We start from the raw sequence: 15634 nt of genomic DNA, 5'->3' as shown, positions 1-15634 counted from the left end.
GGCAATCCGTGATGCTGGCTGACTCCGGTATCATTTGCGTTCGCCTGCATCATGGCTCGGTCGTTGATCCAATCCGCTTATCCGGCGACCACGCCAGGCAACGTTTGAAATCCTTCCGTAAGTCCCGGCATTTTATTGCAATTCCTTACGGAATTCGATCGTTTAGCAGCAAGCCGACGTTGCGCAGGGGGTTCGATTTTGGCATGGTCGCGCCCGATTTGATGTCGCCTTGCGACAAAGCGGACCTCCTTAATACGTCCGTTCGCGGGCTCGCGGCATTGTCGGGGCAACTTCCGGAATTCTGAGGCAAATTCAATGACAGCATTAGTAGTGATTGTGCTCTGCGGAGCGCTTTCGATCATTTATGCCATCTGGGCGACCTCGTCCGTATTGAAGGCGGATGCGGGAAATCCGCGGATGCAGGAAATCGCCGCGGCCGTGCGCGAGGGCGCCCAAGCCTATCTGCGCCGGCAGTACACGACGATCGGAATGGTTGGCGTCGTGATCTTCGCGCTGCTCGCCTACTTCCTCGGGGTGCTGGTGGCTGTCGGTTTCGCGATCGGTGCGATCCTGTCGGGCGCGGCCGGCTTCATCGGCATGAACGTTTCGGTCCGCGCCAACGTGCGCACCGCGCAGGCGGCGACCAAGTCGCTGGCCGGCGGACTGGAGCTTGCCTTCAAGGCCGGCGCGATCACGGGGATGCTGGTCGCCGGTCTGGCGCTGCTCGGCGTGACCATCTATTTCGCCTATCTTACGCACGGCGCGGGTTACGCCGCGAACAGCCGCACGGTTGTCGACGCGATGGTCGCACTCGGATTTGGCGCCTCGCTGATCTCGATCTTCGCCCGTCTCGGCGGCGGCATCTTCACCAAGGGTGCTGACGTCGGCGGCGATCTCGTGGGCAAGGTCGAAGCCGGCATTCCGGAAGATGATCCGCGCAATCCGGCGACGATCGCCGATAATGTGGGCGACAACGTCGGTGACTGCGCAGGCATGGCCGCCGACTTGTTCGAAACCTACGCGGTGACCGCCGTCGCCACCATGGTGCTTGCCGCGATCTTTTTCGCAACCTCGCCGTTGCTGGTGAACATGATGACGCTACCGCTCGCTATCGGCGGCATCTGCATCATCACCTCGATCATCGGGACATTCTTCGTCAAGCTCGGCGCCAGTGAGTCGATCATGGGCGCGCTCTACAAGGGCTTGATCGCCACCGGCATTCTGTCCCTGCTAGGCGTTGGCGGCGTCATCTATTGGCTGATCGGATTCGGTCCTCTGGCGGGCGTCAGCTATACCGGCCTCGAACTGTTCGCGTGCGGCGTGGCCGGCCTTGTCGTCACCGGACTGATCATCTGGATCACCGAATACTACACCGGCACTGATTATCGCCCGGTGAAGTCAATTGCGCAGGCGTCAGTAACCGGGCACGGCACCAACGTTATCCAGGGGCTCGCAATCTCGATGGAATCGACCGCGATGCCTGCGATCGTCATTATTGCGGGCATACTGGTGACCTATAGCCTCGCCGGTCTGTTCGGTATCGCGATTGCCACCACCACCATGCTGGCGCTGGCCGGCATGGTCGTCGCGTTGGACGCGTTCGGTCCGGTAACCGACAATGCCGGCGGCATCGCCGAAATGGCGGGCCTACCGAAAGAAGTGCGCAAGTCGACCGACGCACTTGATGCTGTCGGTAACACCACGAAGGCAGTCACCAAAGGGTACGCGATCGGCTCCGCTGGGCTCGGCGCTCTCGTGCTGTTCGCGGCCTACAATCAGGATCTCAAGTTCTTCATTGGTGATGCCGCGAATCACGCCTATTTCCAGGGTGTTAACCCGGACTTCTCCCTGAACAATCCCTATGTCGTGGTCGGCTTGCTGTTCGGCGGCCTGCTGCCGTACCTGTTCGGCGCGATGGGGATGACCGCGGTGGGACGTGCAGCGGGCGCGATCGTCGAGGAAGTCCGTCGCCAGTTCCGCGAGAAGCCCGGCATTATGCGGGGCACCGACAAACCCGACTACGGCAAGGCGGTGGACCTGCTGACAAAAGCGGCGATCAAGGAAATGATCATTCCGTCGCTGTTGCCAGTGTTGTCGCCGATCGTTGTCTACTTCCTGATCTACGCGCTCGCAGGCGGTGGTGCAGCCGGCAAGTCGGCAGCCTTCTCGGCGGTCGGTGCGATGCTGCTTGGCGTGATCGTGACAGGCTTGTTCGTCGCAATCTCGATGACCTCGGGCGGCGGCGCTTGGGATAACGCCAAGAAGTACATTGAGGATGGCCATCATGGCGGCAAGGGCTCCGACGCGCACAAGGCGGCGGTGACCGGCGATACCGTCGGCGATCCCTACAAGGATACGGCCGGACCTGCGGTCAATCCGATGATCAAGATCACCAACATCGTGGCATTACTGCTTCTGGCGGTTCTGGCGCACTGAGACATCACGATGCGAACAATAAAAAACCCGCGGCGCATGCTGCGGGTTTTTTTATTGTGTACGAGGTGAGGATCGATGAGGACGGACGTCGCTCTTAAGCTGGTCACAGCACGCGAGAAAACGGCAGAACGTCGGATCGCAAATGCCAGCGACCTCCGACTGAAATCCGGTCCGGGGCGGAGTCGCTAAAAAGATAAAGGGCGGGATCGGTCCCGCCCTTTTTGCGTCAAATACAAAACTCGATCCCGCCGAATGCGGGATTGGTGTGTGTCTCACCACCAGGTGCGGCAGACGCGGTGACCCGCACCCCAATAACGGCATCGGCGGTGCATGGGGCGAACTGCCGGGCGGACCACAACCACGGAACCACCACGGTTCATGCGGCAGCCACCGTTGGGGCCGCGATGGAAGCCACGACCGCAGCCGCCGGCGACCTGAATGACGTCAGCGTTCACGCCTGTCGCTGGCGGAGCCAACGGCATGGCATCGGCGATACCGAAGGTTGCGACAGTGGCAACTAGGAAGGCTGCTGCAAAAATTGATTTCATTAATCGTCCTCTGGTTCGGCCGCGACAGCGCGGCAGCTCTAGTGACTCGCACTGGGAACGTCGGCCATGACTCTGTCCAGAATCTGGCGAAACCTGATTCGCCCGAGTATGCCGGTTGGGCAGTTTATTTATTCATACGTTAATCACAACCCAAGCATCAAGAAGTGAGTATCTACAGGTTCATAGTCGCTTACACCGGTCGGTCATGAACGACATGGGTAGGAGAGTTTGATGCTGTCGACAGAAGAAAAACGAGTCGCATTCCACAAACTGCATGATAGCGGCTGCTTCGTGTTACCCAATCCCTGGGATATCGGCAGCGCCAAGGCGTTGCAGGGATTGGGCTTCAAGGCACTCGCGTCGACCAGCGCCGGGTTTGCATGGTCGATCGGCAAAGCCGACAACCACGTTATGCTGGACAATCTTTGTGGCCATCTGAGCGCCTTGTGCGCGGCGGTCGATCTGCCAATCAACGCCGATTTCGAAAATGGCTTTGCCGATGAACCGGAAGGAGTTGCAGCCCACGTGTCGCGCGCGGTGAAGACGGGCATCGCCGGCTTATCGATCGAGGATGCCACGGGCGACAAGGCAAAACCGCTTTACGACGTCAATCTGGCGATCGAGCGCATCCGCGCCGCACGCAAGGCCATCGATACCGATCGCAGCAACGTCCTGCTGGTCGGCCGTTGTGAGGCTTTCCTGTGGGGAATGCCCGATCTCAAACTGACGATCGGGCGGTTGCAGGCCTATGCGGAGGCGGGGGCCGATTGCCTTTATGCACCAGGTTTGAAGTTGAAAGCCGACATTGCGGCCACGGTAAAGGCCGTTCACCCCAAACCGCTCAATCTGCTGATAGGCTGGCCGGGTCTCAACGTTACCGAAGCGGCCGATCTCGGCGTGCGGCGTATCAGCGTCGGCGGGGCATTGGCGCGTGTGGCGTGGGCAGGGTTTCTGCGCGCGGCAACGGATATTGCTGACAGCGGCACATTTGACGGACTCGGCTCGGGCTATCCGGCCGGCGAGCTGAACCGGATGTTCTCTGCATAGTCCCTTTTGCTCGGAGCATATTTTGTCGCACGTGCCTCGTCATCCCAAACCGTGGACTTAGAGGCTTGACGATCGGGGGACGGTTTCAGTCGGCTCGTGGCTACAATAACGTCCTTGCGCCAGACAGCTCTGCAACGACACAAGCCGAAATTGTCCGGGAATTTCTCGTAACGAAATTACGACCCCTTTTTATGCTCGTTTTTATGCTCGTTCCAGCGACCTGATTTTTCTCAAGTGCTTGATTCATGAGATAACAACACTGGTTCTAAAGGATTTGCATCACTAGCTTTAGGAAGGCGGCCAAGGACGAAGAGGGCGCAATGGGTATCAATCAGGGTTCGATCAGCCTCGATCAGAAATACACCCAGGATTCAGGCCACGTCTTCATGACCGGCCTTCAGGCGCTGGTCAGATTACCGATGGCGCAAATCCGCCGCGACCGCGCCGCTGGCCTCAACACCGCAGGCTTCATTTCCGGTTATCGCGGTTCGCCCCTCGGCGGTTACGATCAGCAACTCCTTGCCGCTCGCAGTCATCTCGAACGACACGAGATCAAATTCCAGCCTGGTGTGAACGAGGACCTCGCGGCGACAGCGATCTGGGGTTCGCAACAGGTCAATCTGTCCCCGGGTGCGCGCTATGACGGCGTCGTCGGGATTTGGTACGGCAAGGGGCCTGGCGTCGACCGCTGCGGCGACGTATTCCGTCATGGCAATGCTGCGGGTTCGGCGAGACACGGCGGCGTGCTGTGCCTGGCGGGCGATGATCATGGCGCTAAGTCCTCGACCTTGCCGCATCAGTCTGATCATGCGTTCATCGCTGCGCTGATGCCGTATCTCTATCCGTCCAGTCTCCACGAAATGATCGAGATGGGGCTGCTCGGCATCGCGATGTCGCGCTATTCGGGCTGCTGGGTCGGGATGAAGGTCATCACCGAGACGGTGGAGACGACGGCCGAAATCGATCTGACCGACGAGATGAAGCCGTTCGTCATTCCGCCCGCTTTCGAGATGCCGCCAGGTGGACTGAACCTGCGTTGGCCTGACGACCGTTATGATCAGGACCGGCGTCTACAGGATCACAAAGGTTTTGCCGCGGTCGCGTTTGCGCGCGCGAATAAGATCAATCGCATTACCATGGATTCACCGAACGCGCGGTTCGGGATCATGGCGTCTGGAAAAAGCTACGAGGATATCCGCCAGGCGTTGCGCGAGCTGGGCATTACCGAACAGGTCGCCGCGAAAATTGGTCTGCGGCTTTACAAGATCGGAATGCCATGGCCGCTGGAACCGCAGGGCGTGCGCGAATTCGCCGTCGGCCTCGAGGAGATATTCATCGTCGAGGAGCGCCGTGAGATCGTCGAGAACCAGGTCAAGCAGGAGCTGTTCAACTGGCGCGACGACGTGCGGCCACGCATCATCGGCAAGATGGACGATCACGACAAGCGTTTCCTGCCGTTCGCGCAGGAATTGGGCGTCGCTTCCCTGGCGACATTCCTGACTGAGCGTTTACTGCACTTGAACCTTAATCCCGAAATCGCCGAGATGCTTCGAACCAAGGCTGACTGGTTCAACGGTCGTCAGGCGTCGCAAATGCAGCCGGCGACCCCGGTCACGCGTGTACCGTATTTCTGCTCGGGGTGTCCTCACAACACCTCGACCAAGGTGCCCGAAGGCAGCCGGGCCACAGCCGGCATCGGCTGTCACTTCATGGCGATATGGATGGATCGCAACACTGAAACGTATACCCATATGGGCGGCGAGGGTGCGCCCTGGGTCGGTACAGCGCCTTTCACCAACGAGAAGCACATCTTCGCCAATCTTGGCGACGGCACCTATTTCCATTCCGGGAGTCTGGCGATCCGGCAGGCGGTCGCTTCCGGGGCGAACATCACCTACAAGATCCTCTACAATGACGCCGTAGCCATGACCGGCGGCCAGCATATCGACGGCGATTTGTCGCCGCAGCGGATAACCTTTCAGCTTCACGCCGAAGGCATCCGCGACATCTATCTGGTGTCGGAGAACCCGAACAGCTATCGGGCTGCCGACATCGCACCGGGTACCCGGACCGCGCATCGCGATGACCTCGATGCGGTCATGAGAACCTGTCGCGAGATCAAGGGAGCTTCGGCTATCGTGTTCGTGCAGACTTGCGCCGCCGAGAAGCGGCGGCGTCGCAAGCGCGGCACCATGGAAGATCCGCAACGCCGTGTGCTGATCAATCCCGCAGTTTGCGAAGGTTGCGGCGATTGTTCGGTGCAATCGAACTGCATTTCGGTGGAGCCGCTGGAGACCGAGATGGGGCGCAAGCGCACCATCAATCAGTCGTCCTGCAACAAGGATTATTCCTGCCTCAAGGGGTTCTGCCCTTCGTTCGTCACGATCGACGGTGGGCGATTGCGAAAGCGTGCGCCGGCGGACCTCGGCGAGATCGGCGACTTGCCCGAACCGGTTACGCGCCCTTCGCTCGATCGGCCCTACAACATCGGGGTCGGAGGGGTAGGCGGCACCGGCGTGCTGACGATCGGTGCGCTGCTTGGTATGGCGGCCCATATCGAAGGCAAGGCCAGCATGATCCTCGACATGTCCGGTCTCGCCCAGAAGGGCGGCGCGGTTTTGAGCCACGTCCGGCTGTCACAAAACCCCGCGGAGGTGACTTGCTCGCGCATCGTCACCGGCACGGCAGATCTCGTCATCGCCGCTGATGAAGTGGTCGCGGCAGCCAAGGAAACGATCACACTCTGCGAATCGAGCCGCACTTACGGTCTTATCAACACTCACCTTATTCCGACCGCCGCTTTCATTCTTGATCGCGATTTCAATTTCCAGAGCGCCAAGGTTGGCTGCGTCCTTGAAACCGCCTTACGCAAGGATTCGACCTTCTTCGACTTTACCAGGCCGGCTGAAATCCTGCTTGGAGACTCCATCGCCACCAATATGATGATGATGGGTTACGCCTATCAGAAGGGTTGGCTGCCGCTGACCGCGACGGCAATCGAGCAGGCGATCGAGGTGAACGGTGTTGCCGTGAAAATGAATGTGGAGGCCTTCCGGCTTGGACGGCTTGCAGTGGTGGACCCTGCGCGCCTTGTCGCGATGATGAAGGGGATCGATGAGACGGCTCCGCCGAAGGTGCTGGAAGACATGTCGCTGGACGAGATCGTTGTACATCGCTCGGCGTACCTTGCCGGATATCAGAATGCGAGGCTTGCGGACAAATATCGGGCGATGGTGAGCCGGGTCCGGCAGGCAGCGAGAGACGGCGGTTACGGCGATGCCTTGCCGCGTGCGGTTGCGATCAATTACGCCAAATTGCTCGCCTACAAGGACGAGTACGAGGTGGCGCGACTCTACACTGATGGTCGGTTCGAGAAGCAGCTCGGCGATCAGTTCGAAGGAGACTACAAGATCAGCTTCCATCTCGCGCCGCCGGTGTTCGACAGTAAGAAGGATGCGCTCGGGCGGCCTGCCAAGAGATCCTATAACGGGTCACGGATGATGCCGGTTTTGCGTTTGCTGGCGAAAATGAAGGGCTTGCGTGGCACCGCCCTCGACATCTTCGGATACAGCGCCGAGCGCAGGTTGGAGCGAAACCTGATTGCGGAATACGAAAACGATGTGGCCGCTGTCCTCGACAGACTTTCGCCGGCCAACGTCGAAACCGCGATCGAACTGCTGTCGCTGCCTGATCGTATCCGGGGTTACGGCCCGGTCAAAGAGAAGGCGGTGGCCGACACCAAGGCCCGGCATGCGAAGTTGCTGCGCGACCTCGCGAATCCTCCTCCGGTGCCACGGCAGATGGCGGCGGAATAGGCGGCTAAAACAGCGCTCCTGGCCAATGGGGTAACCCTGTCACAGAGCGACGTTGCCGCCAGATCGATCCTCATGTTCCCTGAAGCGGCGATCCGGCCTATATAGGACCATCGGGAGCCGGTCTAAAACACCATGCCATCTGGGTTCAGAGCACTTTTTCGGCGGATACAATCGTCGTCCCTGTCGATCGGCCAGATTACCTTCGGCGGATTCTTTTTGGTGTTGGCGATCATAGTGACAACCAGCGTGGCCAATGTCGTCGCGACGCGGCATCTCGACAATACCTTCGCCGAACTGCAGCGGTTGGACAGCGTAGGCGACCTGGCCGAGGAACTCGACCGCCGCCTGAACGAATTGCGGCTGGCGGCGCGTGATTACGTCACCGATCCAAAGACTCAGTCCAGCCGGGTGTGGGACGCCACATCGTCATTGAACGAGCTGCTCAAGAAGACACGCATCAAGCTAGCTCCGAAGCAGCAGGAGATGATCGATGGCGTCAAACCACGGCTGGAGACCTACCGCAAGGGTATAGAGCGGGCGGCCAACCTGATTGCAGACCGCGCAAAGCTGATCGAAACGCTGTCGCCGCTTCGCGAAAAACTCGAACTCATAATCGAGCAATCCGCCGATCAGTCTGCATCAAGAACACTGTTTCGAGCGCAAAGCGATGTCGCCGCCGCATTGCTTGGGCATGACCCCATGACCGCGGAACGGGCGGCTGAAAAGATGCGCGCTATTCGTGTCGGGGAGCCCAAGGTGCGTGCCGCTGTTGAGGCCTACGCCGATGCCGTGATTGCGATATCCTTGCGGGAGCAAAAGATCGCAGATCTCGATAGGGACGTGCTGGGTGCGGAAGGACGGCTGATCGGGCGAGTAACGGAACTACTGCGCGAACTCAGCGCAGAGCGCGAGCGGGTATTATCGCGCGATTTTGCGCGGACGCTTGCTGAAACCAAATGGCAGAGCATCGTTCTCGGCGGCGTGGGAATAGTGATTGGCTTGCTTGCGGCGGCGTTCGTGGTCCGCCGGACGGTCCGTCCACTGAAGGCGATCGCAAGGGCGATCCGGAAGCTGGCTGGCGGCCAGAAACAAACGTCGATCCCATCAACCGGTGTAGAAAACGAGATCGGGGATATCGCACGGGCCGCCGAGGTGTTTCGCCGAACGCTCGCTGAAGCGGACTCTGCGCGAGAAGCCGCTGTTCGAGCGCTTGCCGAGCAACGCCTCGCCGAGGAAAGCTATCGTAAGCTATTCGAAGGTTCGGTCGACGGAATCTATGTCATGACGCCGGCCGGTCAACTGCTTGATGCCAACCCGGCGTTGGCGCGAATGATGGGGTATGACACCCCCGACAATCTCATCCGTGGCATTGGTAACAGCGCGCAGACGGTTCACGTCGATCCCGAGGTGCCCGTCAAATACCAACTCCGAATGGAGCGCGATGGGACCGTTCGCGGGTTCGAATATCAGGTGCGTCAGTTCGATGGCGGTATCCTCTGGCTCTCCGATAGCGCGACTGCCATACGCGATGAAAGCGGTCGCATGATCCGTTATGAAGGCGTGGTTCGCGATATCACTGATCAGCGGAGAGCCGAGGAGGCGATCGCAGAAGGGCGGCGGCTGCTGCAACTGGTGATCGATACCGTGCCCGCGGTGATTAACGTCAAGAATGCGGAGTTGCGTTACGTTCTGATGAATCGCTACATGGCAGGCATCTTCGGAATAGAACCCGCCGATGCGATCGGACGAACGACGCACGAGGTTATGTCGCGTTACGATGCGGCAAAGACGGATGAGACTGACAGGAGGGTTCTTGAGAGCGGTAAGGAACTCGGCTTTTACGAAGAAGAGTATAAGGATGCATCGGGTGAGATGCGGCAATGGCTTGTCAATAAGCTGCCTATCCGCGACGCCGACGGTCACGTCGAAAATATCGTCACGGTCGCGCTCGATATCGGCGACCGCAAGCGGAGCGAACAGGAAATGCGGCGCGCCAAGGACGCGGCCGAGGCGGCGCTACGCAATCTCCGCGAAACACAGAACTCGCTGATCGAGGCGGAAAAACTCGCGGCGCTCGGTCGCCTGGTGGCGGGCGTCGCTCACGAGGTCAACAATCCTGTCGGCATCAGCTTGACGGTGGCCTCTTCGCTGGAACGGAAAATTACCTTGTTCACCGAGGAGGTGGAGCGTGGGCAGTTGCGGCGCTCAAGCCTCAACGATTTCATCGCGGCGAATCGCGATGCCGCGTCTCAGCTTGTCGCCAATCTCAATCGCGCTGCCGAGCTGGTGCAGTCATTCAAGCAGGTTGCCGCCGACCGCAATTATTCAGACAAGCGAGCTTTCGATCTCGGCGAACTCACCGAGCAGGTTGTGATGAGTCTGCGTCCCGGCCTGCGCAAGCACAATGTGACGCTGACGGTCGATTGCGAGCCCAATCTCACCATGAACAGTTACCCTGGGCCTTACGGCCAGGTGCTGACTAACCTTTTCCTTAATTCGGTGGCACACGCTTTTCCGGACGGTAAGGGCGGCGCGGTCGATATTGTCGTGCGGCGAGTAGGCGGGGACAATGTCCAGATCCTATTTTCCGACAATGGTTGCGGCATGAGCCCCGATGTGCAGCGCAAGGCATTCGATCCGTTCTTCACGACGCGGCGCGATCAAGGAGGAACGGGTCTGGGTCTGCACATTGTCTACAATATCGTAACGAGCCGTTTGGGAGGGCGTCTCGAACTTGATTCCGGTTCCGGACAAGGCACGCGCATCCACATCGTTTTACCGCAGGTCGCGCCGATGGAACTCGCCGCGGAATAACTCGACTGCACAGCAAATGGCTATAATCAGGAGTTCCCCGGGGTTTCCGTGAAACGGTGAAAGACTCTATCGGTCAATCTGCTTCCGCCAACTTTCGCAGCGTGGCCTCGAAAATCTGACTCGCCTTTCCGACCAGCGCTGTGCCGTTCATCGTGCCGGTCGTATCAGTGAATGTTCCGGTAACGCCGATTCCAACCGATTCCGAATTGCCGAACAGCAGGTTCGCGTCGCGACTTGGCGTATGGCGTTGAATCAGAACTTCGCCCCTGAAAGTGCCATCCTCTTTTGTGAAATAGCTGCCCGTATAGAACAGATAAGCATCACCGCCCAGAATTTTTCCATCGCGAAACATCAACACGCCGCTGCCCTTGCCCACACGCCCATCAAGCAAGGCGATGTGAATCGAATACAGCCCATTTTTCATGGTGATCCGCTCGCAGCCGCAATTTTGTCTTGTCCCGATCTCATTATGTCAAAAAGGGCGCAAGCGCGTCAATGCGACACCCCAAGCCAAGGCGCGCGCCTTTTAAAGGGAACCTGCCAGAGCAAAATCCGAGAACTGGAGCCCGCCGGTTTCCGCGAGACTTGGCGCGCTCGGAGAGATTCGAACTCCCGACCCTCGGAATCGAAATCCGATGCTCTATCCAGCTGAGCTACGAGCGCAGGCCTCCTTATAGGAACTGCGGGGTCCGGATGTCACGCGATTTGGCGAGCCGTCCTTCTTCCGGGAGTATTCCAACGGCCGATCGTTGGATGAGTTCGGATTGCTCTGACCGCGGTTCGCCCTATGCCACTAAGCTATTGATTTTATTGAATCAATGTGTGGTAAAAAGGTGACGTCGCTCTAAAATCGTGTCAGCCAGCGGCTATCGTTGTTCCAATCGGGGAGGCTGTCGCTAATCTGGCCGCCATAACGTTGCGAATTTGCTCCATATTTCCACGGAGATGGAAGGGAGCTTCGCATCAAGTTAGTAGTTTTGGTGGGTGGCGTGAAACTTATTCAGACCGCGAAAGTCGCGTTCGTCTTGTTTACGATGACTGCGTGCTGTTCGGGTGCCGCGGCCCAATCGACGACGTCTCCCATTTCCGCAGCATCCGTGGTTCAGCAGGATTACGATGCGCTGTTCCAGCAGATGTATAAAAACCCTTCCGATTTGGAAGCCAGTTTCAAGTTCGCCGAGCAAGCCGTCAAACGCGGCGACTATGAAGCAGCTATCGGCGCCCTTGAACGGATGCTGTTCTTCAATCCGAATTTGCCGCGCGTTAAACTCGAATTGGGCGTACTGTACTTCAAGCTCGGCTCATATGAACTGGCGCGCAGCTATTTTCAGGAGGCGATCAAGGCCGCCGACGCCCCTGATGACATTCGCGTCCAGGTCCGCGCCTATTTGACCGAGATCGACCGCCGGCTTGCGCGCTACGAATTCAGCGTATTTACCACCGCCGGCTTGCGGTACCAAACCAACGCTAACCTCGGCCCCTCAAGCCTGATGGTGCGCGCGCTGGGTCAGGATGCAATCCTCAACAGCGCGTACGGCAAGCGTCCGGACTGGAATATGTTCCAGACACTTACAGCCAACTACGCCTATAAGATCGGCACGCGGGGAGACGCCATCGAAGCGAGCTTCCTAGGCATCAATTCGCGCCAATACAAACTCAACCAATTCAACCTTGGTCTGGTCGAGCTCGTGGTCGGTCCGCGCATCGCGATCGGACAGAACGCATCGTTCAAACTTTACGGCATCGGAGACCAGGCCTGGCTGGGCGACGCCAATTATTTCTCGGCTGGCGGCGGCGGCGTTTCCGCGCGCACGACGCTCGGCGATCGCGGCATTCTGGAGGCGTTCGTCGAGCAACGGCATCGTGATTTTTCGAATTCGTCCAACTTTCCGACAGCCGCCCAACAGACCGGAGACCTGCTATCGGCGGTGGTGACCTCGGACGTGGGCTTCGGGTCAGTGCACTGGACGACGCGTGTAGGTTTCGAACAAAATCGTGCTGTCTTCGATTATTACTCATACAAGCGCTATTCGATCGACATGGCTTCTCCTTATGGGTTTGTCTTGTCGGTGTTCGGCACGCCGCATCAGTTTGTATTCGCGCCGACGATCGGCTTCAGCTGGGCCAATTTTGATGCGCCTAACCCGATCGTCGATCCGTTTCAAATACGGAACGACAAAGAGCAACGGTACGGTGCGATCTTCGATGCGCAAGTATACAAGAACGTGGGTTTGCGGACTCAAATTCTGTACACCAAGATCGACTCGTCGTTGCCGAATTACACAACCGACAACTTCTCGGTCTCGATCGGACCGGCCGCGCGGTTCTGAGCCGGAGGTTTAACCCCGATACGTCTCGCGCCCAAGCCGCGCGGCACGAAGTCGACGGTGAACCGCCGAATTCGCCCGCGTTCTTCGCCGATGCATCAGGCGATTACCTATTAGCTGCATCCAATCAACTGCTATTTTTGTACGCCAAACGGAATGGATTCCGCTAATGTGCCGGTAACATTTCGCGATGTCGTTGTGTCTCCACGGATTATCGAGCCGATCACAGAATCATTGAACCGGATTCAGACCCTTTGTCGTCGTCCCTTGATTGCGCCAATCTCAGCTTGCGCAGAAGGCCCGCAGAAACGGGCCGCAAGCCGACGGGCTTTTCAGACTGTATCGGCCATATTCGTCTGTTCGTATTTGAAGCCGAGACGGACCGATGAAGGCTGCAACGCGTTTGCGCAGTACCTTGCGCGTGCGGACGATGTTAGCGTGGGCGCGTCTGCGCCGGCTGACGCGTAACAAGAATCTTCGCGCGGTCGGTGCAGCGATAGCGACCCTTGTGCTGCTTACTTCGCTGCGCGCTTATGATCCGCGTATCGTCACCGAATTGAAGGAGCGTACGTTCGATACCTATCAGCGGCTCAAACCGCGCGCCTATACCGATCTGCCGGTGCGGATCGTCGATATCGATGAAGCCTCGATCTCGGAATACGGCCAGTGGCCTTGGCCGCGGACACGTCTTGCGGCGCTGACCCGTCGGCTTGCCGATCTCGGTGCGGGCGTGATCGCCTACGATGTCATTTTCTCCGAGCCGGATCGAACTACGCCGAGCCGGCTTGTCGACGATTTGCGGGATTCCGGCGCGCCAGATCTCGACCAAACCATGAAGCTGCTCGCGAACCTGCCTGACCACGATCAGGCGTTCGCCGATGCTATCGGCAAGACGGGGGTCGTACTCGGCTTTGCCGCCACCAGAGCCGCCAACGACAACCGCCCGCCCGGCCGGGCCGGGGTGGCCTTTGTCGGCGTCAATCCGACGAAGGTGCTTGCGCCCTTTCACGGCACGGTGTCGAGCCTGCCGATATTCAACGAAAAGGCGGCAGGTATCGGCGGCATCAATTTAAGTTCGCTCGATCGCGGCGGCATCGTCCGCCGGGTGCCTATGGTGTTTTCTGACGGCGTGAGCATCTACCCCAGCCTTGCGATTGAGGCGCTGCGGGTCGCTCAGAACCAGAAAAGCATTATCGTGCGAGGCACGGGAGCGAGCGGGGACAGTGACACGGGCCACGACGCGCTGATCGATATGCGGGTAGGCGCGTTCAAGTTGCCGTTAACGAGCAACGGCGAATCCCGGATCTATTTCAGTCGCGACCGGCCGCAGCGTTACGTGTCGGTGAAAGACATTCTTGATCCCGCTAAAGAGGCTACGGTGAAGCCGCTGATCGATGGCGCGATTGTCCTCGTCGGCGCATCGGCTGCGGGTTTGATGGATTCACGCGCGACGCCTCTGGGCGGACCGGTTCCGGGCGTCGCCATCCAGGCGCAGTTGATCGAGCAGATCCTCGCGCAGGACTTCATCGAACGTCCGGACTGGACGAACGGACTGGAAATCGTCTTGACCGTATTGTTCGGCGCCTTGGTCGCCGGCCTGGTCCTGATGTTCGGCGCCCGGTTTTCGTTCTATGCCGGCGTGGTGGGATTTGTCGCGGGGCTTGCCGGATCGTGGATCGCTTTCTCGCAATTTCGCCTCTTGATTGATCCGATCTTCCCGTCGCTGGCGGCGCTGGCGGTCTATATCGCCGTGGAGCGCGTGCTTCACGTTGCCTCCGATCGAGAGAAGAAGTTCGTACGGCAGGCCTTTGGTCAGTATCTCGCGCCGGAATTGCTGACCCAGCTTGAAAATTCACCGCAGGGGATGCGTCTCGGTGGCGAATCCCGCGATATTTCGGTGATGTTCATGGATGTTCGCGGATTTACCCCGATCTCCGAAGCTCTGACCGCGACGGAACTGGTCGATTTCATCAACACGCTGCTGGCGCCACTGTCGGACGCAATACAGGATGAACTGGGGACAATCGACAAGTACATCGGCGACTCGATCATGGCGTTCTGGAACGCGCCGGTCGACGTGTCCGATCATGCAACCCGGGCCTGCCAGGCGTCGCTCAAGATGCGTGCGGCGCTCGGCGCGCTCAACGACGCCGACGTCTTTGGATTCTCTGCGCGCGGCTTCGACGACTCGCGCGTCAAGATCGGGGTCGGCATCAATGCCGGACTGGCTTGCGTCGGCAACATGGGATCGCAAAGACGATTTAATTATTCGGCTATGGGCGATGTTGTGAACGTGGCGGCACGAATCGAGTCGGCAAGCAAAGCGCTTAATGTGGATCTTCTGGTTTCGGAAGACGTGGCCCGACGAGTCAAAGGAATTGCGCTGCTCGAGGCGGGCGAGATCTTGTTGAAAGGCAAGTCACGGCCCACAAAAATTTATGCAATCGCTGGCGACGATACGATGGCGGGATCGCCAGAGTTCGCCGAATTGAAGCGTCATCACGGCGCGCTGCTGACCGCGATCAAAACAGGCGAGGGGCCTGAGGCGACAGTCGCCCTGGCCCGTTGTCAAGAGCTCGCCGGCGAGGACATGCAGGATTTCTATCACCGCTTGGCTGAACAGATCACATCGCTTCACGCAACGTGA

At 59.0% G+C, this 15634-nt stretch carries 8 protein-coding genes and 1 tRNA gene; 6 read left to right on the top strand and 3 right to left on the bottom strand.

The features are described 5' to 3' along the window. Window positions 1–315 precede the first annotated feature (315 nt). Window positions 316–2436 carry a sodium-translocating pyrophosphatase gene (locus B2M20_RS09915; protein WP_079446873.1) on the top strand — a complete coding sequence of 707 codons (2121 nt, stop codon included), beginning with the start codon at window positions 316–318 and terminating at the stop codon, window positions 2434–2436. A gap of 272 nt (window positions 2437–2708) precedes the next feature. Here the strand turns inward: B2M20_RS09915 and B2M20_RS09910 are convergent, their stop codons facing one another. Continuing rightward, window positions 2709–2984: a GCG_CRPN prefix-to-repeats domain-containing protein gene (locus B2M20_RS09910; protein WP_079446872.1), complete on the bottom strand. Its 276-nt coding sequence runs from the start codon at window positions 2982–2984 to the stop codon at window positions 2709–2711. Window positions 2985–3215: 231 nt separating this feature from the next. On the opposite strand from B2M20_RS09910, the gene B2M20_RS09905 reads away from it, so the two are divergent. The 3 genes from B2M20_RS09905 to B2M20_RS09895 all read left to right on the top strand — a co-directional run bounded on the left by B2M20_RS09905 (window position 3216) and on the right by B2M20_RS09895 (window position 10660). Beyond that, window positions 3216–4031, top strand: coding sequence for an isocitrate lyase/PEP mutase family protein (locus tag B2M20_RS09905; protein WP_420799282.1), 816 nt, complete (start codon window positions 3216–3218; stop codon window positions 4029–4031). 320 nt (window positions 4032–4351) lie between these two features. Then, window positions 4352–7846 carry an indolepyruvate ferredoxin oxidoreductase family protein gene (locus B2M20_RS09900; protein WP_079446870.1) on the top strand — a complete coding sequence of 1165 codons (3495 nt, stop codon included), beginning with the start codon at window positions 4352–4354 and terminating at the stop codon, window positions 7844–7846. 132 nt (window positions 7847–7978) lie between these two features. Beyond that, a complete protein-coding gene (locus tag B2M20_RS09895; RefSeq protein WP_079446869.1) occupies window positions 7979–10660 on the top strand; it encodes a PAS domain S-box protein in 2682 nt (893 codons plus the stop codon). 73 nt (window positions 10661–10733) lie between these two features. Here B2M20_RS09895 and B2M20_RS09890 read toward each other — a convergent pair whose 3' ends face one another. Beyond that, window positions 10734–11084: a GrlR family regulatory protein gene (locus B2M20_RS09890; protein WP_079446868.1), complete on the bottom strand. Its 351-nt coding sequence runs from the start codon at window positions 11082–11084 to the stop codon at window positions 10734–10736. A 162-nt stretch (window positions 11085–11246) separates the two neighbouring features. Beyond that, a tRNA-Arg gene (locus B2M20_RS09885) sits at window positions 11247–11323 on the bottom strand. 326 nt (window positions 11324–11649) lie between these two features. Between B2M20_RS09885 and B2M20_RS09880 the strand changes: the two genes are divergently transcribed. Next, window positions 11650–12990, top strand: coding sequence for a tetratricopeptide repeat protein (locus B2M20_RS09880; RefSeq protein ID WP_173815973.1), 1341 nt, complete (start codon window positions 11650–11652; stop codon window positions 12988–12990). Between the two features lie 382 nt (window positions 12991–13372). Next, window positions 13373–15634, top strand: coding sequence for a CHASE2 domain-containing protein (locus B2M20_RS09875; RefSeq protein ID WP_079446867.1), 2262 nt, complete (start codon window positions 13373–13375; stop codon window positions 15632–15634).

The sequence above is a fragment of the Nitrobacter vulgaris genome, from assembly GCF_002028545.1.
GTDB classification, from domain to species: domain Bacteria; phylum Pseudomonadota; class Alphaproteobacteria; order Rhizobiales; family Xanthobacteraceae; genus Nitrobacter; species Nitrobacter vulgaris.
This window is presented reverse-complemented; position numbering and strand designations above follow the sequence as displayed.